Below are 19,146 nucleotides of genomic sequence, written 5' to 3'. Positions count from 1 at the left end.
TTTTCCTGCCCGCCCGATGTAGGTACTGCCTAAAGCGCTAACGCCCGGTCCCATCAGCGGGTTCCCGACGGCAGCAGATACGCTCCCCGCGAGGGCCGTCCGCAATGGGCACGACAGGACAAGGGGAGAGGCCATTTCCGGCAACTGGCAGGCGAGCTGGGCGTTCGCCGACGCCTTCGCCGCGGAGGACGAGCCGCTGATACGCGCCCGCGCCCGCTCCCGCGCGGCCGGACTGCGGGCCGTCTCCCCCGGCACCGGCGCGGCGCTGCGGCTGCTGGCCGGGGCGTGCGGCGCGAAGTCCGTGGTCGAGGTGGGCACCGGCGCCGGGGTCTCCGGCCTCCACCTGCTCCACGGCATGCGCCCCGACGGCGTGCTGACCACGGTCGACTCCGAGCCGGACCGCCAGCAACTGGCCCGCGAGGCCTACCGCGACGCCGGCGTCCCCGCGAACCGCGCCCGCTTCATCTGCGGCCGCGCCCTCGACGTCCTCCCCCGTCTCACCGACGGCGCCTACGACCTCGTCTTCTGCGACGCCGACCGCCTGGAGTGCCTGGCCTACCTCGACGAGTCGCTGCGCCTGCTGCGCCCCGGCGGCGTCGTCTGCTTCGAGGGCGCCTTCGGCCGGGGCCGCGCGCTCGACGCCGCCCACCAGGACGCCGAGTCCGTCCGCCTGCGCGAACTCATGCGCACGGTACGCGACAACCCCCAGCTGACCCCCGTCCTGCTGCCCACCGAGGACGGCCTCCTCTGCGCGGTGCGGCTGCCCTGACCACCCCGCCCGGCCATCGCCTCCGGTCCGGCCGGGGCCGCGCCCGGGAGGGCCGGAGCCGACGGACCGGCGGAACCCCGCACGATCCGGCGCAACCCGGGCGGATACCGACGGGACCGGCAGAAGTCAGCGGATACCGGCGGAACCGGAGACCGGCGGGACCGGAGACCGGCGGGACCGGGGAAAAAGCCGCGGCCACGCACCCTGAGGTGCGTGGCCGCGGCAGGTAGGGGGGCCGGCTGGTCAGACGATGGCCTTCTTCAGCGCGTCGCCGAGGGCGTCCGCCTCGTCCGGGGTCAACTCGACGACAAGCCGTCCGCCGCCCTCCAGCGGAACGCGCATGATGATGCTCCGCCCCTCCTTGGTCACCTCGAGCGGGCCGTCACCCGTCCGCGGCTTCATGGCCGCCATGCTCGTTCCCCTTCCTGAAACCAGCTCGGACTCGAACACATTGGTTCTCGGCCATTATCCCGCATCCGCCGACCCGATGACCAATATCAGCGTCACTCCGTTCTCCTTTCGCAACGCCGGGACCGGCTGTTTCGCCGGAGAACGGGCGTCCGGTACGGGGTTTTCCGGAGCTTCGGGGCATGCCCGGCGGCCCTGCCGAGGACGGTACCGCCGCTCCGGTTTGAGGTACGTCACATGCGCGGCGACCTCCCGGTCGGGCATCCTGACCGGGAGATCAGCCGGGGCACGGCCGGGCGGCTGCCGGACAGCTGCCGAACCGACCGCCCGACCGACCGCCGGACGTCCGTGGCGAAGGGTGCTGAGTATGGGTGAGAGCGTACGGTACGCGGTCGAGGACGGGCTGGCCACGGTCACCCTGGACCGGCCGGACGCGATGAACGCGCTCGACACGGCGGCCAAGGAGCAGTTGCGGGACGCGTTGCGCGCGGCGGCGGGCGACGGGGCGGTCCGGGCGGTGCTGCTCGCCGCCCGGGGCCGGGCGTTCTGCGTCGGGCAGGACCTCAAGGAGCACGTCGGCGTGCTGGAGGCGGGCGGCGGCATGACCACCGTCGCGGAGCACTACAACCCGATCACCCTGGCGATCGCCACCATGCCGAAGCCGGTGGTGGCCGCCGTCAACGGGGCCGCGGCCGGGGCGGGCGCGGGCTTCGCGTTCGCCGCGGACTACCGGATCGCGGGGCGGAGCGCCTCGTTCACCACCGCCTTCGCCGGGGTCGGGCTCTCCACCGACTCCGGGATGTCGTGGACCCTGCAGCGGCTGGTCGGCTACGGGCGGGCCGCCGAGCTGCTGCTCTTCCCGCGCCGGGTGGGGTCGGCGGAGGCGCTGGAACTGGGCCTGGTGCACCGGGTGGTGCCCGACGAGGAGCTGGCCGCCGAGGCGGTCGCGACGGCCCGGCAGCTGGCCGAGGGGCCGACGGCGGCGTACGCGGCGATCAAGGAGGCGCTGGCCGGCGCGGCCTCCTCCTCGCTGCCGGACGCGCTGGCCCGCGAGGACGTGCTCCAGTCCCGGGCCGGCTCCTCGGCGGACCACCGGGCGGCCGTGGCCGCGTTCGTCCGCAAGGAGCAGCCCCGCTTCACCGGCCGCTGAGAACCCGCCGGCGCCCGCCGGCCGCCCGGGCGCGTCGCGGGCTCCGGGTCCGGGCCCGGGTCCGGGCCCGGGTCCGGTCCGCAGTCGTTGTCGTTGCCGTTGGGGCGATCCGGGCGGGGCGGCGATGGGTGGTCAGCGGGCGGCGCAGCCGGCGAGGTGGTCGTTGACCAGGCCGCACGCCTGCATCAGCGCGTAGGCCGTGGTCGGTCCGACGAAGCGGAAGCCGTGCTTCTTCAGCTCCTTGGCCAGCGCGGTCGACTCCGGGGTGGTGGCGGGCACGTCGGCGGTGGTGCGCGGGGCCGGGCGGAGCGCCGGGTCGGGGGCGAACGACCAGAGCAGCGCGTCCAGCCCCCCGTCGTAGGTGTCCCGGACGGCCCGCGCCGCGGCGGCGTTGGCGATGGCGGCGTCGACCTTCGCCCGGTTGCGGATGATCCCGGGGTCGGCGAGCAGCCGGGCGCGGTCCTCGTCGGTGAACGCGGCCACCGCGTCGATCGCGAACCCGGCGAAGGCCGCGCGGAAGGTCTCGCGGCGCCGCAGGATGGTGATCCACGACAGCCCGGACTGGAACGCCTCCAGGCAGATCCGCTCGAAGAGCGGGTCGTCGCCGTGGACCGGCCGGCCCCACTCCTCGTCGTGGTAGGCGACGTAGTCGGGGGTGGACAGGCCCCACGGGCAGCGCGGCTTCCCGTCGGGCCCGACGACGGTCCCGGTCCCGCCGTCACTCACCGCGGCCGTCCCGCTCCGGGTCATCGCCCGGCTGGCGGCCGTAGGGCTCCTGGTCGTAGGGCCTGCCGTAGTCCTGGCCCTGCTCCGGACCGCCGTAGCCCTCGGCGCCGCGGCCCTGGCCGTCCTCGGCGCCGCGGCCCTGGCCGTCCTGGCCGCCGTACGGCCGGCCGTAGGTCTGGCCGGGGGCGCCGAACCCCCGCGGGCCGTGCTGGACCGGACCGGGGTCGTCGCCGGTGTGCGGGGCGCCGCCGCGCACCCCGGCCAGCGAGGCCTCCAGCTCGGCGATGCGGGCGTCGCGCTCGGCGAGTTCGGCGCCGAGCCGGTCCAGCACCTCGTCCACCTCGGCCATCCGGTAGCCGCGCGCGCCGGTGGGCAGGCGGACGGTCTCGACGTCCGCGCGGGCGAGCGGCCGGTCCGACGGCAGCCGGTCCTGGACCCGGTCGGGGTCCGCGTCCCTGAGGGCGCCGCCGTCGCCGAGCACCGCCAGCGCCACCGCGGCGACCACCGCGACGAGCGCGATGAGCATGAACCAGAACAAAGCGGTCTCCCGGAGTCCGACCCTACGTGTCAGGCACGATCGTGCCACGATCGCATGAGTCGGAGATGAGGAGTGGCACGTGAGGTTTCGGCTGGGCGCCCGGGAATTCGGCGAGCGGGAGCCGGTGGTCATGGCGATCGTCAACCGGACACCGGACTCGTTCTACGACCAGGGCGCGACGTTCACCGACGAGCCCGCGCTGGAACGGGTCGCGCGGGTGGTCGAGGAGGGCGCGGCCATCGTGGACATCGGCGGGGTGAAGGCGGGGCCGGGCGAGGAGGTGTCGGCGGCCGAGGAGATCCGCCGTACGGTCGGCTTCGTCGCCGAGGTGCGGCGCCGCCACCCGGACGTGGTGATCAGCGTGGACACCTGGCGGCACGAGGTGGCCGAGGAGGTGTGCCAGGCCGGGGCGGACCTGCTGAACGACGCGTGGGGCGGGGTCGATCCGAAGCTCGCCGAGGTGGCCGCGCGGCACGGTGCGGGCCTGGTGTGCACGCACGCGGGCGGCGCCGAGCCGCGCACCCGGCCGCACCGGGTCGAGTACGAGGACGTGATGGCGGACATCCTGCGGGTGACCGTGGGGCTGGCCGAGCGGGCGGCCGCACTGGGGGTGCGCCGGGACGGCATCCTCATCGACCCGGGCCACGACTTCGGCAAGAACACCCGGCACTCGCTGGAGGCGACGCGGCGGCTGCCGGAGATGGCGGCCACCGGGTGGCCGGTCCTGGTCTCGCTCTCCAACAAGGACTTCGTCGGCGAGACGCTGGACCGGCCGGTGAAGGAGCGGCTGGTCGGCACCCTGGCCACCACGGCGGTCTCGGCGTGGCTGGGGGCCCAGGTGTACCGCGTGCACGAGGTCGCCGAGACCCTGCAGGTGCTGGACATGGTCGCGTCGATCGCGGGCCACCGTCCCCCGGCGGTGGCCCGCCGCGGCCTCGCCTGAGCCCTGTCCGGAACGACGGGGCGGCCGGTCCTTCGCGGCCGGCCGGCCCGCCCGGCCGCGGGAGCCGGTCCGCCCCTTGCCGGTCCACTCGTTGCCAGTCCGCCCGTTGCCGGTCCGCCCGGGCCGGCACCCCGGACAGGGCGGGGGTCCGGGCGGGAGGGCGCCCGCTAGGCGCTCTCCTTCGTGACCAGCTCCACCGCCTCGTCGACGTCGTCGGTGACGTGGAACAGCTCCAGGTCGGCGGCGGACGCCTTGCCCTCGGCGACCAGGGTGCCGCGCACCCAGGAGGCCAGGCCGCCCCAGTACTCGGTGCCGAAGAGCACGATCGGGAAGCGGGTGACCTTCTTCGTCTGTACCAGGGTCAGCGCCTCGAAGAGCTCGTCGAGGGTGCCGAACCCGCCGGGCAGGACGACGAACCCGGACGCGTACTTGACGAACATCGTCTTGCGGACGAAGAAGTACCGGAAGTTGACGCCGATGTCGACGTACGGATTGAGACCCTGCTCGAAGGGCAGCTCGATGCCGAGGCCGACGGAGAGCCCGCCGGCCGCGAGCGCGCCCTTGTTGGCCGCCTCCATCGCGCCGGGGCCGCCGCCGGTGATGACCGCGAAGCCCGCCTCGGCCAGGGCGCGGCCGATCCGCACCGCGGCCTCGTACTCGGGGGACTCCGGCGCCGTGCGGGCGGAGCCGAAGACGCTGACGGCCGGGCCGAGTTCGGCCAGCGCGCCGAAGCCCTCGACGAACTCCGACTGGATGCGGAGCACCCGCCACGGGTCGCTGTGCACCCAGTCCGAGGGGCCGCGGGTGTCCAGCAGGCGCTGGTCGGTGGTGCCCGAGAGCACCTGGCCCCGGCGGCGGATCACCGGCCCGGTGTGCCGCTCGGGCCAGCCGCGGCCCTCCGGCCGGCCCTCGGCCTCCGCCGCGGCGGCGGCCGCCTCCTCCTGCCACTCGTCGCCCGTCTCGGGCTGGTCCCGCGGGTCGGTTGCGTCTGTCATACCCGCAGCGTACGCATGGCCGGGCCACGCCCGGGCGAAGCCGCGGAGGACGCCAGGTGGCGACGGGCGGCAGGACAGGGGCCGCCCGCCCGCCGGCGGGCGCCGGCCCAGGGGCGGACGGTGGGCGCCGTGGGAAAGGAGGAGGTCACCGCGGGGTCAGCAGGCGGGGTCCGCGGTCAGGAGGTGGGCTCCGTGGTCAGGAGGAGAGCCAGGCGCGCAGCTTCCGCTCGGCCTCCTCGATCTTCGCCACCTCCACGTTCTCCTCCCGGGTGTGGGCGAGGGTCGGCTCGCCGGGGCCGTAGTTGACGGCGGGCACGCCCAGGGCGGTGAACCGCGCGACGTCCGTCCACGCCTCCTTGGCGGCCGGCGGGGTGCCGATGGCCTCGACGAACGAGGCGGCGGCGGGGTGCGACAGGCCGGGCAGCGCTCCCGGGGCGCTGTCGGTGAGGACCACCTCGAAGCCGTCGAAGACCTCGTGCATCCGCGCCAGCGCCTGCTCCTCCGACTGGTCGGGCGAGAAGCGGTAGTTGACGGTGACCGCGCAGGAGTCGGGGATCACGTTGCCGGCGTGGCCGCCCTCGATCATCACCGCGTTGAGGCCCTCGGGGTAGACCAGGCCGTCGATCTCCACCCGCCGCGGCTGGTAGGCGGCGAGCCGGTCCAGGATCGGGGCGGCCTTGTGGATGGCGTTCTCGCCGAGCCAGCTGCGGGCGGAGTGGGCGCGGCGGCCCGTGGTCTGCACCCGGAAGCGCAGGGTGCCCTGGCAGCCGCCGTCGACCCGGCCGCCGGTGGGCTCCAGCAGCAGCGCGAAGTCGGCGGCCAGCCACTCCGGGTGGCGCTCCACGAGCCGGCCGAGGCCGTTGAACTCGGAGGCGATCTCCTCGGCGTCGTAGAAGACGAACGTCAGGTCGCGGTTGGGCTCGGTGAGTTCGGCGGCGAGCTTCAGCTGGACGGCCACCCCGGCCTTCATGTCGGAGGTGCCGCACCCCCACAGCAGGCCGTCGGCGTCCAGCCGCGAGGGGAGGTTGTCGGCGATCGGGACGGTGTCGAGGTGGCCGGCCAGGACCACCCGTTCGGCCCGGCCGAGGGAGGTGCGGGCGACCACCGCGTCCCCGTCCCGATCGACCTTCAGGTGCGGGACCGCGGCCAGCGCGGCCTCCACGAGGTCGGCCAGCCGCTTCTCCTCGCGGCTGACCGACGGCACGTCGACGAGCTGGGCGGTGAGGGCGGCAACGGGCAGGGAGAGGTCGAGTTCCATACGGCGAGGATAGGGTTCGCGGGCCCGGCGCCGTCGCCGACCACCCGTTCGGCTGTGGACGGCCTCCCCGCCGGCAGGTGCCGTCCGACCAGCGGCGGGAGTCCGGCCGGAGCGGCCGCGACCGCGGTGCCCCGAACCTGCCGGGCGGAGGCGGGACCCGCGGGGCGGCGCGCCCCGCCGGGCGGGGCGGGGACACAGCGGATTTCGGTAAGGTTCGGCCGTGCCCGCGCCATCGTCCCCCGCGGGGAAGGCAGCTTCCCGTCCTCCTGGCGAGCGCCGCGGCTGCGGCCTGCGTCTCGTCGTCTCGCTGCTCGTGCTGCTCGCTGTCGCGGGTGTGCTCGTCTACGTCCTCACCAACCACCACCGGCCGGCGGCTGCCGGCTGCACCGTCAAGACCGACGGCGCCGACCTGGAACTCGACCAGGACCAGGCCGCGAACGCGGCGACCATCGCCGCGGTCGCCCTCTCCCGCGACCTGCCCGCGCGGGCGGTGACGATAGCGCTGGCCACGTCCATGCAGGAGTCCCAGCTGCACAACCTCAGCAGCGGGGACCGCGACTCGCTCGGCCTCTTCCAGCAGCGCCCGTCGCAGGGCTGGGGCAGCGCGCAGGACATCCTCGACCCGGTGTACGCCTCGAACTCGTTCTTCGACAGCCTGGTGAAGATCCACGGGTACGAGAAGCTGCCGCTGACCGTGGCCGCGCAGGAGGTGCAGCACAGCGGCTACCCGGAGGCGTACGCGAAGCACGAGACCGACGCGACGCAGCTGGCGGCGGCGCTGACCGGGGCGGACCCGGCGGCACTGAGCTGCACCACGGGCGCCGACACGCCCTACAGCGCGGGCGGCCGGCTGGGCCGGGCGGATCAGGTGACGGCGCGGCTGACCCGGGAGTTCGGCAAGCGGGTCGCACCGCGGCAGGAGTCCGACCCGCGGACGGTCGCGGTGCCCACGGCCGCCGGCGGCGGCACCGCGGCGGCCGAGGAGCAGCGGGGCTGGGCGGTGGCCCAGTGGGCGGTGGCGCACGCGCACACGCTGAAGCTGGAGGAGGTCTCCTTCGCCGGCCTGCGCTGGCAGGCCGCGCACTCCGAACGCGGCTGGCAGAAGGAGCCGGCGGCCAAGGGGAGCGCGGCGGGTTCCACCGCGAAGGGCGCCGCCAAGGGCGCCTCCGCCTCGGCGGCCGCCTCCCCCGTCCTCCTCACCGTGGCCCGCTGAGCCCCTCGGGCGCCGAGCCTCGGGCCTGCTCCGCGGCCGCCCCGCGCCCCGGACCTGGTGGGCCGGGGCGCGGGGCGGGAGGCGGGCAGGGAGGGGCTCAGCCCGCCGGGGTGAGGCGGGCGACGGCTGCGGCCACCCGCTCGTCGGTCGCGGTGAAGGCGATCCGGACGAACTCCTGCCCGGCCGGCCCGTAGAACTCCCCGGGCGCCACCAGGATGCCGAGCCCGGCGAGGTCGGCGACGGTGGTCCAGCAGTCCTCGCCACGGGTCGCCCACAGGTACAGGCTGGCCTCGCTGTGCTCGATCCGGAAGCCGGCCGCCTCGAAGGCGGTGCGCAGCGCGGCCCGCCGCCGGGCGTACCGCTCCTTCTGCTCGACCGCGTGGGCGCGGTCGCCGAGGGCGGCGGCCATGGCGTCCTGCACCGGCTTCGGCACGATCATGCCGGTGTGCTTGCGCACCTCCAGCAGCGCCGCGACCACCTCCGGGTCGCCGGTGAGGAAGCCGCCGCGGTAGCCGGCGAAGTTGGAGCGCTTGGAGAGCGAGTGGACGGCGAGCAGGCCCTGGTGGCTGTCCCCGCAGACGTCCGGGTGGAGGACGGAGACCGGCTCGGCGCCCTCCCAGCCGAGTTCGATGTAGCACTCGTCGGAGACGACCAGCACGTCGTTGGCGCGGGCCCACTCGACGACGGCCCGCAGCTCGGCCGCGGTCTGCACCCGGCCGGTCGGGTTGGAGGGGGTGTTCAGCCACAGCAGCCGGGTGCGGGCCGGATCCAGGTCGGCGGCCGGGTCGTCGGTCGCCACGGGCTCGGCGCGGGCGACGAGGGCGCCGACCTCGTACGTGGGGTAGGCCAGCTCCGGCAGGCCGACCTGGTCGCCCTCGCGCAGGTCCAGCAGGGTGGGCAGCCAGCCGACCAGCTCCTTGGTGCCGATCAGCGGCAGCACGGCGGCCTGGTCCGCGCCGGCCACGCCGTGCCACCTGCGCAGGTACTCCGCCGCGGCCTCGCGCAGCGCCTTCGTCCCGTACGTCAGCGGATACCCCGGGCTGTCGGACGCGGCCGACAGCGCGGCGCGGATCACGTCCGGGACCGGGTCGACGGGGGTACCCACCGACAGGTCCACGACGCCGTCGGGGTGGGTGGCGGCCGTGGCCTTGTACGGCTCCAGGCGGTCCCAGGGGAAGGCGGGGAGGCGGGCGGAGATGCTCACGTGCTCACTCTCGCTTGGTGCGGGAAAAAGCACGCCGGGCCCGGCACGGCTGCCGCGTGAGCGGCCGTACGGGACCCGGCGGGCTGGTGCGGAGGTCGTTCAGCGGTCGTTGGGCGGCCCTTCGAGCGGGCCGCCGCGGCTCACTGGTTCTGCGGCGGGAGCGCGGCGACGAACGGGTGGTCGCGCTCGATGAGGCCCAGCTTGGAGGCACCACCGGGCGAGCCGAGCTCGTCGAAGAACTCGACGTTCGCCTTGTAGTAGTCCTTCCACTCCTCCGGGGTGTCGTCCTCGTAGAAGATGGCCTCGACCGGGCACACCGGCTCGCACGCACCGCAGTCGACACACTCGTCGGGGTGAATGTACAAGGACCTGGAGCCCTCATAGATGCAGTCGACCGGGCACTCTTCGATGCACGCCTTGTCCTTGACGTCGACACAAGGCTGCGCGATGACGTAAGTCACGCTGTCGTTCCTCCTCGTTAGGGCTCATCTCGCGCGGGAGCGCGGCGTCGTCGATGCCCGCACCTAGTATCTCCGTTCCCGGGCACGATCCGAACAGGAGGGGCAGGCATGCACTCGGATTTCTCGTCCATAGGACGCCTCAGAATCCATATCACCCCCGCTGACGTGGGAAAACGCGTGTCGGTACGGCAGCTGGCCGAGATCGTCGACGGGCATCCTACGTTCACCGACACGGTCGGTGTTCTCGCATCTTGGGACATCGGAGTGGTGTGCGTCACACGACGCGACGGGCGGACGGTCCGGATCGCGGAGCGTGCCCTGGTGGCCGGCAAGGTCGTGCCGCCTGCCCCGGTGCGCCGCGGCGGGGTGCCGGACGCGACGGCCGACGAGCTGGAGGAGGTCGCCGCGCGGGCCTGGCCGCCGCTGGAGTCGGAGCGGCTGGGCGGGTGGACGCTGCGGGCCGCGGCGGCCGAGGTGCCGGGCGGGCCGGCCGGCGGGCCGCCGCGCCGGGAGGGGTTCACCAAGCGGGCCAACTCGGTGCTGGCCGTCGGCGACCCGGGGGTGCCGCTGGACGAGGCGCTGGAGCGGGTGGCCGCCTGGTACGGGGAGCGCGGCCTGCCGGTGTACGTCCAGCTGCCCGACACCTCGCCGTACGCGGCGGAGCTGGACGCCCGGGGCTGGTCGCGGGAGTCGCCGACGCTGGTGCGCACCGCGCCGCTGGCCCCGCTGGCGGTGCTCGCCGAGGAGCCGGGGCTGCCAGGGCAGCCGGAGCAGCCGGAGTTCACGTTCAGCCGGACCCCGGACGCCGCCTGGATGGCCGCCTACCACCGCACCGGCGCCCTGGCCGAGCTCGCCGCGCGGGTGATGACGGGCGGCCCGTCGGTGTGGTTCGCCGCGGCGCCGGGCGTGATCGGCCGGGCGGTGGTCGACGGCCGGTGGACGCACTTCGGCGCGGTCGAGGTGGCCCCGGAGCAGCGGCGGCGGGGCCTCGCCACGGCGGTGATGGCCGCGCTGGCCCGGCGGGCCCGCGAGGAGGGGGCCACGGCCGCCCACCTCCAGGTGGAGGCGGACAACCCGGGGGCCCGCGCCCTGTACGAGCGGCTGGGCTTCACCGACCACCACGGCTACCACTACCGGCGCCCTCCGGTATGACCGGGTCGGTGCGCGAGCGGTTCGCGGCGGCGGCCCGGGAGGAGCGGCCCGACCTCGCCGAGCTGTGCCTGCTGATCGGGGCCGAGGCGGACCCGGCGCTGGACGGGGATGCCGCCGACCTGGCGCAGATCGAGCTGGACCGGCTGGCCGGGCTGATGCCCTACGGGGTACGCGGCCCCCGGGAGTGGGCGGAGGCGCTGCACCGGGTGCTGGGCGCGGGGCACGGCTTCCACGGCACGGACGCGGACTACGGGCGGCTGGAGTCCTCCCTCCTCCAGGAGGTGCTGCGGCGCCGCCGCGGGCTGCCGATCCTGCTGTCGGTGGTGTGGATGGAGGTGGCGCGGCGGGCGGGCGCGCCGGTGCACGGGGTGGGGCTGCCCGGCCGCTTCGTGGTGGCGCTGGGCGACGTCGGCGGCGCGGGGGCGGCCGGGGCCGAGCCGTTCGTCCTCGTCGACCCGTTCGACGGGGGCCGGCCGCTCTCCCCGGTGGACGCCGACCTGCTGGTGGCGCGGTCGACGGGGAGCCCGCCCGGGGCGGCGCGGGCCGCGCTGGCCTCGCTGGGCCCGGCCGACCCGCTGGACGTGGTGCGCCGGGTGCTGGGCAACATCCGCGCCTGGGCCGCGCCCCGTCCGGACCGGATGGCGGTCCAGCTGTGGAGCATCGAGCTGACCCTGCTGCTGCCCCGCCACCCGGCCAAGCTCCGCTACGAGCGGGCCGGACTCCTGGTCAAGATGGGCGACTTCCTCGGCGGCGCGGCGGCGATGGAGGAGTACGCGGACGTGGTGGGCGCCTTCGACCCGGAGACGGCCACCGCCATCCGGTCCGAGGCCCGCGCCGCCCGCGCCCTGCTCAACTGACCTCCGGACGGGGCCGTTCCGGCTCCCCGTACCACCGGCCCGGGCCGTCGGAGGCAGGCGGGCACGGCGGCTCCCCCGCGCAGGGCGGGCACCGGTCGCGCGCGGAGGCCGGTCGCGCGCGGGGACCTGCACCCGCACCGCCACGGTCCCGCCCCCGTACGGGCGCGCGGCACGTGACCGGCCCGGCGCGACCTCGTTGGGCGGGCATGACGAGCACTCCCCCGATGCCGATCCCGGTCGCCGCCGCCCTGGAGGCGGCCAGCGCCGGCAACACCGAGGACCTCCTCGCCGCGTTCGCCCCGCTGGGCGCGGTGGACGACTGGGGACGGGTCTTCCGCGGCCATGACGCGATCCGCCGCTGGAGCGACGCCGAGTTCATCGGCAAGGAGGTGACGCTGCGGGTCACCGGCAGCCGTACGGAGGGCGACACCACCACGGTGAGCGCGGAGGTCGGCGGCAAGGGCTTCAACGGGCCGTCCGACTTCACCTTCACCGTGGACGACGCCCACATCACGCTCATGCGCATCACCGGTTGACCGGGCCCGCGTCCGCGCCCCGCCGCCCCTGGCCCCGTCGACGCCGTCGAGTCGTCGAGCCGTCGACCCGGTAGGCCCCGGCGGCCCCCTGAGCCAGCGGACGGGCCGGGCGGTGCCGGGCCTACCCTGGTCGGCATGACAGCGACGCCTCCAGGGGACTCCGGCACGACGGGCGTGCGGGTGCTCCTCGCCGACGACCAGTCGATGGTGCGCGAGGCGCTGGCGACGCTGCTGTCCCTGGAGGACGACATCGACGTCGTGGCGCAGGTGGCCCGGGGCGACCAGGTGCTGGCGGCCGCCCGCCGGCACGCCCCGGACGTGGCGGTGCTGGACATCGAGATGCCCGGCCTGACCGGCATCGAGGCGGCGGCCGAGCTGCGTCGCGAGCTGCCGTCGGTGAAGGTGGTGATCGTCACGACCTTCGGGCGCCCGGGCTACCTGCGCCGGGCGATGGAGTCGGGCGCCGACGCCTTCCTGGTCAAGGACGCGCCCGCGGCCGAGCTCGCGGAGGCGGTGCGGCAGGTGCTCCGGGGCCGGCGGGTGATCGACCCCGGGCTGGCCGCCGCCGCGCTGGCCGAGGGCGCCGACCCGCTGACCGCCCGGGAGCGGGACGTGCTCAACGCCGCCGCCGAGGGCGCGGCGAACGCCGAGATCGCCGGCCGGCTGCGGCTGTCGGAGGGCACCGTCCGCAACTACCTCTCCACGGCGATCCAGAAGACCGGCGCCCGCAACCGGGCCGAGGCGGCGCGTATCGCCCGGGAGAAGGGCTGGCTGTAGCACCCGCGGGGTCCGTGGACGGTCGGTTGGCTGTCCGTGGATGGTCCGTTGATGACAACCGGCGCGGACGGGCGTGACATCTGTCATGCCGAAGACACGACCGGCGGCACTGCCGGGCACGCCCCGGCCCGGCGACAGTAGGAGCTATGACCGCAGCATCCGTCAGTACCAGCGCAGACGGCCCCGGCAGCAGCGGCGGCCCGGGGCCCGTCCCCGTGGTGGCCTTCCGGGACGTCGACAAGAGCTTCGGCGCCGTCAGGGCCGTGGCCGGGCTCAGCCTTGAGCTGCATCCGGGCGAGACCGTGGCACTGCTCGGCCCGAACGGGGCCGGCAAGTCCACCGCCCTGGACCTGCTGCTGGGGCTGAAGAACCCGGACGCCGGCGAGGTCCGGCTCTTCGGCACCACCCCGCAGAAGGCCATCGCCCGGGGTCTGGTGGGCGCGATGCTGCAGAGCGGCGGGCTGATGGAGGAGGTCACCGTCCGGGAGATCGTCGGCCTCGCCTGCGACCTGCACCCGCGCGCCTTCCCCGTCGACCAGGTGCTGGCCGCCGCCGGCCTGGCGGAGATCCGCGACCGCAAGGTCAACAAGCTCTCCGGCGGCCAGGAGCAGCGGGTCCGGTTCGCGATGGCGACCGCCGGGGCCAACGAGCTGATCGTGCTGGACGAGCCGACGACCGGTATGGACGTCAGCGCCCGGCAGGCGTTCTGGGCCACCATGCGGGCGCAGGTCGAACTGGGCCGGACCGTGCTGTTCGCCACCCACTACCTGGAGGAGGCCGACGCCATCGCCGACCGGGTGCTGGTGATGCACCAGGGCCGGCTGCTGGCCGACGGCACCTCCGCCGAGATCAAGGCCCGGGCCGGGGCCCGCCGCATCGCCTTCGATCTCGACGGGGCGATAGACGAGCCGGCGCTGACCGCGCTGCCGCACGTGGTGGGCCTGGACGTCACCGGCCCCACCGTCCGTATCCGGTCCGACGACGCGGACGCCACCGTGCACGCCGTGTACGCCATGGGCCTGTACCCGCGGAACCTGGAGGTCTCCGGTCTCGGCCTGGAGCAGGCGTTCCTGGCCATCACCGACCGCGCCGCCGCCGAGAGCGCCGGTGCCGACAGCGCCGCCGGCACCGGCACCGACAGGGCCGGCAGGCCCGAGAAGGCCGACAAGGAGGCGGGGACCCGATGAAGACCCTGGTCAAGCTGGAGATCGCCCGCACCGTGCGGAACCGCAGGTTCATGTTCTTCTCGGTGCTCTACCCGTCGATCCTCTTCCTGGTCATCGCGGGCGGCACCCCGAACGACAAGGTCATCGACGGCACCCACATCACCTTCGCCGCCTACTACATGGTGGCGATGTCGGCGTTCGGCGCGATGACGTCCGTGCTGATGGGCAACGCCGAACGGATCGCCCAGGAGCGGCAGAAGGGCTGGGTGCGCCAGCTGCGGCTGACCGCGCTGCCCGGCAGCGGCTACGTGACGGCGAAGATCGCCTCGGCGGCCACCGTCAGCCTGCCGTCCATCGTCATCGTGATGCTGATCGGCGCCCTGGCCAAGGGCATCCGGCTGGACGCCTGGCAGTGGGTGGCCATCGCCTTCGCGACCTGGGCCGGCAGCCTGGTCTTCGCCGCGCTCGGGGTGGCCATCGGCTACCTGGCCACCGTGGACGTGGCCCGGCCGATCTCGATGATCTGCTACTTCGTCATCGCCGGCCTGGGCGGCCTGTGGATCCCCGTCACGGGCTGGCCGCACTGGACGCAGGAGGTCCTGGGGTACCTGCCCGGCAAGCCGTACGCGGGCCTGGGCCAGGCCATGGTGCTCGGCGACGCCCCGCACGCCAAGGACATCGCGGTACTCGCCGTCTATCTGATGATCTTCGCGGGCACGGCGGCGTGGATGTACCGCAAGGACACCCGCAGGGCCTGACCGTCCGCACGGCGGCCGCCGGTCCGGGCAGCTGGGCGGCCGGGATCGGCGGCTGCCGCGCGCGGGGGTTCGGGCGGTACGGGGAGCGCCGGGTAGTAGGGTCCGGCTGTGCCTGAAATCCCCCAGCCCACCGAACCGTCCGAAGAGCCCGAGCCCGGCGGTACCCCCGCGCCGGACGCAGCCGCAGGTCCGGAACGGCGGGACGCGGCAGCGGGACCGGACCGTCCGGACGGCGCCGCCGAGCACGGCGCCCCGGACTCCACCGGCCCGCTCGCGGCGGACGAGCCCGAGCAGGACCACGAGGCGCCCGCGGGAGCCGGACAGCCGGCCGGGCCCCGGCCGACGGCGGCCCGCGCGGCCTGGTCCCGGACTCGGTCCGCTCGGTCGCCGGGCGGGCCACCCTGCCGTTCCAGGCGGCCCGCGCCGACCACAGCTTCGCCACCGCGTTCTGGTTCAACGACCTGGTGGAGTCGGACGGCGACCGCGAGGTGGTCCGCCAGTACCTGGTCACCGCCGCGCCCCGGACCCGCTACGAGATCGGGCAGCTCACGCTGCGCACCGAGGTCGTCGACAACGCCCAGAAGGCGGTGGACATCCTGGCCATGGGCGGCTTCGCCAAGCGGTGGACCGTCCTGGAGGGGCTCGGCGTCGCCGTGATGCCCACCGTCGACATGCACCTGCACGCCGAACGCAAGGGCTGGAACTGGGAGAGCCAGGAGGTCACCGACGGCCTGGCGGCGCGGGACGAGGACATCGCCGCGATCGGCCCGGAGCTGGTGGAGGCGTACGTCCTCGGCCACGCGGTGGACGCGGAGGGGTCGGACCGAGACCCGGACCGGCCGCAGCGGATGCTGGCCGGACACGTCTCCCGCCCCGCCCCCGACGCCCCGCTGACCTGGAGCGGCCCCGCGCTGCCCGAGGGCTTCGACGGTGCCCCCGTCTTCGCCGGCCTGGCCCTGCCGGAGAACAAGGTGAAGCTGCTCTGCCTGGGCGTGGCACTGCCCGCCCCGGCGGACGACGGCGCCCCCTCGGCGACGGCCGTCGTCGCGCCCTTCGACCGGATGCGCCCGGCCATCCGAGCGCTGCTGCCGAGCCGCAAGCGCCGCTGGTGGCAGCGCGGCTGACCGCGAGGCGCCGCGGCGCGGGACGTGGGGCCGCCCGCGGCCGGGTATCCGGAGGGAACCCGTCCGCGGTCGGGCCCGTCGCAGGGCCATGAGGCGGGAAGAACATGAGGAACGCGCCCTGGGGGCGCTTGGCGCGAGAAGACCCCACGGACGGCGGGGCGGCGCGGCTGGGGGCCGCCGTCGCCCGGCTCTGCGGCCGTCCGGGGTCGCCGCGTGCGTGCTGGGCGCCGTGGGCGCCATGGGCCTGCTGACCGGATGCGGCGGCTCGGCTCGGGCATGCCCCGCCTTCGCGGGAATCCCGCAGGTGAGGATCGACGCCGGCCCTTGGGCGACGGCCCACCCGGGCAGCGCCGCGCGGATGGGGGTGTGCGTCCTGACCACGGACGCGGACCCGGACGCGGACCCGGAGGACTGCACGGCGGCCGGCGCCGCGGCCCGCGCGGAGCGGATCAACCCCCGCCGCCCGGTGGCGTCGTTGCGGGGGCTGACGGCGGGCACCCACCGGGTGCGGGTGGTGCTCGTCGCGTCGGACGGGCACCTCGTTCTGGACACCACCGGCCGGGTGTCGGTCCACCACACCGACGGCGGCCGGTGCCACACCATCGTCGGGAACGTCGGCTCCGCCACCGTGGACGCCCACGGGCGCCTGGCCCCCGGCTGACCGGCGGCGGAGCCGCGACCCGCTACTGCCCCGCCGTCTCCGACAGGTCGACGGTCCGGCCGGCGCCCTGCGACCCCAGCGCCTGGACGACGGCGGTCGCCACGTCCTGCGGGGTGACCGCGGTCTTGGAGCCGTTGCCGCGCTCCAGCAGCACGCCGGAGAAGATCTGCCCGTACAGGGCCTGGAGCGCCTTCAGGTCGACGTGCGGGGCGAGCTGGCCGTCCGGGGCGGCCTGCATGGTGAGGAACTGCGGCACCGTGGTGAGGAAGTCGATCCGCTGCCCGCCGCCGGTGATCGTGATCGGGCCGGACATCGCGGTCCTGCCGAAGCCGTTGACCGCCTTGTCCAGCTCGGCCTGGGTGACCTTCGGCGGGACCGTGGCGGTGGCCAGGGCTATGGGGGTGTTCTGCCCGCTGGCGGCGCGCTGCCGGTAGGCGGCCGACACCTGCGCGGCGGCGGCGTTCACGTCCAGCGACTTGCCGGGCTTGCCCGGGACCCCCTTGGCCGTGCCGTCGGTGAAGGTGACCATGCCCTCCGACGCCGAGCCGGTCCGGCCCGCGACGCCCTGGAGCGCCGCCCTGAGCTTGTCCCCGTCCACGTCGATCACGGGCGTCGCCGGGTGGGTGCGGCCCACGAGCGTCTCGATCACCGTGACCGGGTTGTAGTCGGCGTGGGCGACCTTCTGGACGGTGGCGTCGGTGTCGATGGACAGCCCGGCCACCGACGGCTTCAACGTCTCCTTCTTGCCGTCGACGGTGAGGACCAGCGGGGCGCTGGCCCGGCCGCCGAGGGTGTCGTCGAGCGTCTTGACGGCGGCGTCCTGGTTCATGTTGCCGATGTCGACGCCGAGCACGGTGGTGCCCTTCGGCACGTCGGCGTGGTTCATCAGCAGCCCGGCGCCGTAGGCGACGGCCGCGACGGCGCACACCCCCGCACCGAGCAGCGCCACCTTCGAGCGGCCCTTCTTCGCGGGAGCCGACTTCGCGGGCGGACCACCGGCCGCGGACCCGGGCGCCGGTGCAGGGGCGGGTGCCGGTACGGGGGCGGGTGCGGGTGCCGGCACCGGTCGGGGCGCGGACGCCGTGACGGGCGGCTGCGGCTGCGGCTGCGCGGCCCCGGCGGGTGGCACCGGGGGAATGCCGCCGACCAGGGTGTCGCCGGAGGTCCCGTCCACGCGGCGCCTCGGCGCCTTCGGGGCGGCCTGCGGAAGGCCGGGGTCGAAACCCCCCGCCGGTGTGGCATCGAGCGGCGGCACCGTCATGCTGCCGGTGGCCGGGCCGCTGGTCGGCCCGGAGGGGTGTGTGACACCTGCCGGATCGGCCTCGTCCGCCGCGCCGGGGTTCGGGCGCGGCACACCCGGCGGGAAGTCGTCGGGCCCGAACGGCGCGCCGGGCACGCCGGGCGCCGGGTGCGAGCCGGTCTCGAAGCCCGGGGCGGGGTGCGAGCCGGTGTCCGTCTCGGGGACGCGGTGGGTGCCGGTGTCGAACTCCGGCACCTCGTGCGAGCCCGTGTCGAAACCACCCGCCGCGTGCGAACCCGTATCGAACGGCGACGCGTGCGAACCCGTGTCGAAACCACCCGCCGCATGCGAACCCGTATCGAACGGCGACGCATGCGAACCCGTATCAAACGGCGACGCATGCGAACCCGTGTCGAAACCACCCGCCGCATGCGAACCCGTGTCGAACGGCGCCGCGTGCGAACCCGTGTCGAACGGCGACGCGTGCGAACCCGTGTCAAAGGCCCCGGGGAAGCCGGCGCCCTGAGTGTCGTGCGAGCCGCGCGCGCCGTCGCCGAGGGGCGAGCCGATGTTCGGCAGCGGGAGGGCGGCCGTCTCCTCCTCGTTGTAGGGCGCCGCGAACGGGCCCGAGAAGAGGTCGTCCCCGGCGGGGTTGCCGCCGAAGTAGTCGCCGCCCGGGGCCGCCGGGCCGCCGGGCACCGCGGGGGCGGAAGGGGTGGTCTGCGGGGCCGCGGCGAAGCCGCTCTCGGCGCCGCCAGGCGCATCGCCCACCGCCGGGGCGGGCTGCGCCATCGGCTTGCGCGGGGCGAACCAGTCGCTGGTCCCCTTCTTCTCCGGCTTCTCCGGCTCCGCGGCGGCCTGCTCGGCCGGCTCGGGAGCGGGCTCCGGCGCGCCCGGCTCGGCGCCGGACGCCTCGCCGTCGACCGTGGTGCGCACCACGACCGGCGGGATCGGACGCGAGCCTGGGATGTTGATCCTGATCCGGGTGGTCAGAGTCGTCTCGGTCTTCGGCTCGTCCGTCGCGTCGGGGGTGTCCTCCCCGGCTCCGGCCTGCTCCTGGCCGGCCGGGCGCTGCCGCTCCTGCGGGTGCAGCGCGGGGAACGGACGCGGTCCGTATGGCTGGGTCCCCGACGGGTACGCGGCGCCTCCGCGCCCCTGCGGGCCAGAGGACGTACTGTCAGTTTCACGACTCAAAGCAGGCTCTCCCGGT

20 protein-coding genes are annotated in these 19,146 nt (G+C 75.2%); 12 read left to right on the top strand and 8 right to left on the bottom strand.

The window, feature by feature from the left end; genetic code table 11:
- Positions 1 to 133 precede the first annotated feature (133 nt).
- Positions 134 to 769, top strand: a complete 636-nt coding sequence (locus BS72_RS22110) for an O-methyltransferase (RefSeq protein WP_232792653.1) — start codon at positions 134 to 136, stop codon at positions 767 to 769.
- 243 nt (positions 770 to 1,012) lie between these two features.
- On the opposite strand, the gene BS72_RS34520 is transcribed toward BS72_RS22110, so the two are convergent.
- Positions 1,013 to 1,180 carry a DUF3117 domain-containing protein gene (locus tag BS72_RS34520; RefSeq protein ID WP_073493047.1) on the bottom strand — a complete coding sequence of 56 codons (168 nt, stop codon included), beginning with the start codon at positions 1,178 to 1,180 and terminating at the stop codon, positions 1,013 to 1,015.
- Positions 1,181 to 1,544: 364 nt separating this feature from the next.
- Here BS72_RS34520 and BS72_RS22105 point away from each other — a divergent pair, with 364 nt between their 5' ends.
- The gene (locus BS72_RS22105; RefSeq protein ID WP_037912911.1) at positions 1,545 to 2,327 is read left to right on the top strand and encodes an enoyl-CoA hydratase-related protein; all 783 of its coding nucleotides are present in this window, start codon (positions 1,545 to 1,547) and stop codon (positions 2,325 to 2,327) included.
- A 132-nt stretch (positions 2,328 to 2,459) separates the two neighbouring features.
- On the opposite strand, the gene BS72_RS22100 is transcribed toward BS72_RS22105, so the two are convergent.
- Complete coding sequence (locus BS72_RS22100; RefSeq protein ID WP_051951429.1) at positions 2,460 to 3,077, bottom strand: DNA-3-methyladenine glycosylase I; 618 nt, start codon at positions 3,075 to 3,077, stop codon at positions 2,460 to 2,462.
- Complete coding sequence (locus tag BS72_RS34515; protein ID WP_407638997.1) at positions 3,046 to 3,579, bottom strand: DivIVA domain-containing protein; 534 nt, start codon at positions 3,577 to 3,579, stop codon at positions 3,046 to 3,048. Before BS72_RS34515 ends, BS72_RS22100 begins: the two co-directional genes overlap by 32 nt.
- A 142-nt stretch (positions 3,580 to 3,721) precedes the next feature.
- On the opposite strand from BS72_RS34515, the gene folP reads away from it, so the two are divergent.
- Entirely contained in the window at positions 3,722 to 4,534 is an 813-nt protein-coding gene (gene folP, locus BS72_RS22090) for a dihydropteroate synthase (RefSeq protein WP_078901878.1), read from the top strand.
- A gap of 167 nt (positions 4,535 to 4,701) precedes the next feature.
- On the opposite strand, the gene BS72_RS22085 is transcribed toward folP, so the two are convergent.
- Positions 4,702 to 5,529, bottom strand: coding sequence for an LOG family protein (locus BS72_RS22085; RefSeq protein WP_078901542.1), 828 nt, complete (start codon positions 5,527 to 5,529; stop codon positions 4,702 to 4,704).
- A gap of 196 nt (positions 5,530 to 5,725) precedes the next feature.
- A complete protein-coding gene (gene dapE / locus BS72_RS22080) occupies positions 5,726 to 6,787 on the bottom strand; it encodes a succinyl-diaminopimelate desuccinylase (RefSeq protein ID WP_037912907.1) in 1,062 nt (353 codons plus the stop codon).
- Positions 6,788 to 7,007: 220 nt separating this feature from the next.
- Between dapE and BS72_RS22075 the strand changes: the two genes are divergently transcribed.
- Entirely contained in the window at positions 7,008 to 8,000 is a 993-nt protein-coding gene (locus BS72_RS22075) for a hypothetical protein (RefSeq protein ID WP_051951428.1), read from the top strand.
- 97 nt (positions 8,001 to 8,097) lie between these two features.
- Here the strand turns inward: BS72_RS22075 and dapC are convergent, their stop codons facing one another.
- Positions 8,098 to 9,204 (bottom strand): succinyldiaminopimelate transaminase, encoded by a 1,107-nt coding sequence (gene dapC / locus BS72_RS22070; RefSeq protein WP_037912905.1) that lies wholly within the window; start codon positions 9,202 to 9,204, stop codon positions 8,098 to 8,100.
- A gap of 140 nt (positions 9,205 to 9,344) precedes the next feature.
- A complete protein-coding gene (gene fdxA / locus BS72_RS22065) occupies positions 9,345 to 9,665 on the bottom strand; it encodes a ferredoxin (RefSeq protein ID WP_019058397.1) in 321 nt (106 codons plus the stop codon).
- Positions 9,666 to 9,773: 108 nt separating this feature from the next.
- Between fdxA and BS72_RS22060 the strand changes: the two genes are divergently transcribed.
- The 8 genes from BS72_RS22060 to BS72_RS22025 all read left to right on the top strand — a co-directional run bounded on the left by BS72_RS22060 (position 9,774) and on the right by BS72_RS22025 (position 16,696).
- Positions 9,774 to 10,817: a GNAT family N-acetyltransferase gene (locus tag BS72_RS22060; protein ID WP_078901541.1), complete on the top strand. Its 1,044-nt coding sequence runs from the start codon at positions 9,774 to 9,776 to the stop codon at positions 10,815 to 10,817.
- Positions 10,814 to 11,674: a transglutaminase family protein gene (locus BS72_RS22055; RefSeq protein ID WP_037912900.1), complete on the top strand. Its 861-nt coding sequence runs from the start codon at positions 10,814 to 10,816 to the stop codon at positions 11,672 to 11,674. Before BS72_RS22060 ends, BS72_RS22055 begins: the two co-directional genes overlap by 4 nt.
- 206 nt (positions 11,675 to 11,880) lie before the next feature.
- Positions 11,881 to 12,210 carry a nuclear transport factor 2 family protein gene (locus tag BS72_RS22050; RefSeq protein WP_198545934.1) on the top strand — a complete coding sequence of 110 codons (330 nt, stop codon included), beginning with the start codon at positions 11,881 to 11,883 and terminating at the stop codon, positions 12,208 to 12,210.
- Positions 12,211 to 12,345: 135 nt separating this feature from the next.
- Positions 12,346 to 12,987: a response regulator transcription factor gene (locus tag BS72_RS22045; RefSeq protein WP_051951427.1), complete on the top strand. Its 642-nt coding sequence runs from the start codon at positions 12,346 to 12,348 to the stop codon at positions 12,985 to 12,987.
- 146 nt (positions 12,988 to 13,133) lie between these two features.
- The gene (locus tag BS72_RS22040) at positions 13,134 to 14,174 is read left to right on the top strand and encodes an ABC transporter ATP-binding protein (protein WP_051951422.1); all 1,041 of its coding nucleotides are present in this window, start codon (positions 13,134 to 13,136) and stop codon (positions 14,172 to 14,174) included.
- On the top strand, positions 14,171 to 14,911 hold the full coding sequence (locus BS72_RS22035) for an ABC transporter permease (RefSeq protein WP_037912887.1): 741 nt from the start codon (positions 14,171 to 14,173) through the stop codon (positions 14,909 to 14,911). The genes BS72_RS22040 and BS72_RS22035 overlap by 4 nt, the downstream gene beginning before the upstream one ends.
- 464 nt (positions 14,912 to 15,375) lie before the next feature.
- Positions 15,376 to 16,035 (top strand): hypothetical protein, encoded by a 660-nt coding sequence (locus BS72_RS22030; protein ID WP_051951421.1) that lies wholly within the window; start codon positions 15,376 to 15,378, stop codon positions 16,033 to 16,035.
- Positions 16,036 to 16,252: 217 nt separating this feature from the next.
- Positions 16,253 to 16,696, top strand: a complete 444-nt coding sequence (locus tag BS72_RS22025) for a hypothetical protein (RefSeq protein WP_037912885.1) — start codon at positions 16,253 to 16,255, stop codon at positions 16,694 to 16,696.
- Between the two features lie 22 nt (positions 16,697 to 16,718).
- Here BS72_RS22025 and BS72_RS22020 read toward each other — a convergent pair whose 3' ends face one another.
- Positions 16,719 to 19,130: a VanW family protein gene (locus BS72_RS22020; RefSeq protein WP_037912883.1), complete on the bottom strand. Its 2,412-nt coding sequence runs from the start codon at positions 19,128 to 19,130 to the stop codon at positions 16,719 to 16,721.
- Between the last annotated feature and the right edge of the window lie 16 nt (positions 19,131 to 19,146).

Source organism: Actinacidiphila yeochonensis CN732 (assembly GCF_000745345.1).
GTDB lineage: Bacteria > Actinomycetota > Actinomycetes > Streptomycetales > Streptomycetaceae > Actinacidiphila > Actinacidiphila yeochonensis.
This window is presented reverse-complemented; position numbering and strand designations above follow the sequence as displayed.

Coding starts and splice junctions, on each gene's coding strand:
- BS72_RS34520 (WP_073493047.1), bottom strand. CDS start 1,180: ATGGCGGCCATGAAGCCGCGGACGGGTGACGGCCCGCTCGAGGTGACC.
- BS72_RS22105 (WP_037912911.1), top strand. CDS start 1,545: ATGGGTGAGAGCGTACGGTACGCGGTCGAGGACGGGCTGGCCACGGTC.
- BS72_RS22100 (WP_051951429.1), bottom strand. CDS start 3,077: ATGACCCGGAGCGGGACGGCCGCGGTGAGTGACGGCGGGACCGGGACC.
- BS72_RS34515 (WP_407638997.1), bottom strand. CDS start 3,579: ATGCTCATCGCGCTCGTCGCGGTGGTCGCCGCGGTGGCGCTGGCGGTG.
- folP (WP_078901878.1), top strand. CDS start 3,722: ATGGCGATCGTCAACCGGACACCGGACTCGTTCTACGACCAGGGCGCG.
- BS72_RS22085 (WP_078901542.1), bottom strand. CDS start 5,529: ATGACAGACGCAACCGACCCGCGGGACCAGCCCGAGACGGGCGACGAG.
- dapE (WP_037912907.1), bottom strand. CDS start 6,787: ATGGAACTCGACCTCTCCCTGCCCGTTGCCGCCCTCACCGCCCAGCTC.
- BS72_RS22060 (WP_078901541.1), top strand. CDS start 9,774: ATGCACTCGGATTTCTCGTCCATAGGACGCCTCAGAATCCATATCACC.
- BS72_RS22055 (WP_037912900.1), top strand. CDS start 10,814: ATGACCGGGTCGGTGCGCGAGCGGTTCGCGGCGGCGGCCCGGGAGGAG.
- BS72_RS22050 (WP_198545934.1), top strand. CDS start 11,881: ATGACGAGCACTCCCCCGATGCCGATCCCGGTCGCCGCCGCCCTGGAG.
- BS72_RS22045 (WP_051951427.1), top strand. CDS start 12,346: ATGACAGCGACGCCTCCAGGGGACTCCGGCACGACGGGCGTGCGGGTG.
- BS72_RS22040 (WP_051951422.1), top strand. CDS start 13,134: ATGACCGCAGCATCCGTCAGTACCAGCGCAGACGGCCCCGGCAGCAGC.
- BS72_RS22035 (WP_037912887.1), top strand. CDS start 14,171: ATGAAGACCCTGGTCAAGCTGGAGATCGCCCGCACCGTGCGGAACCGC.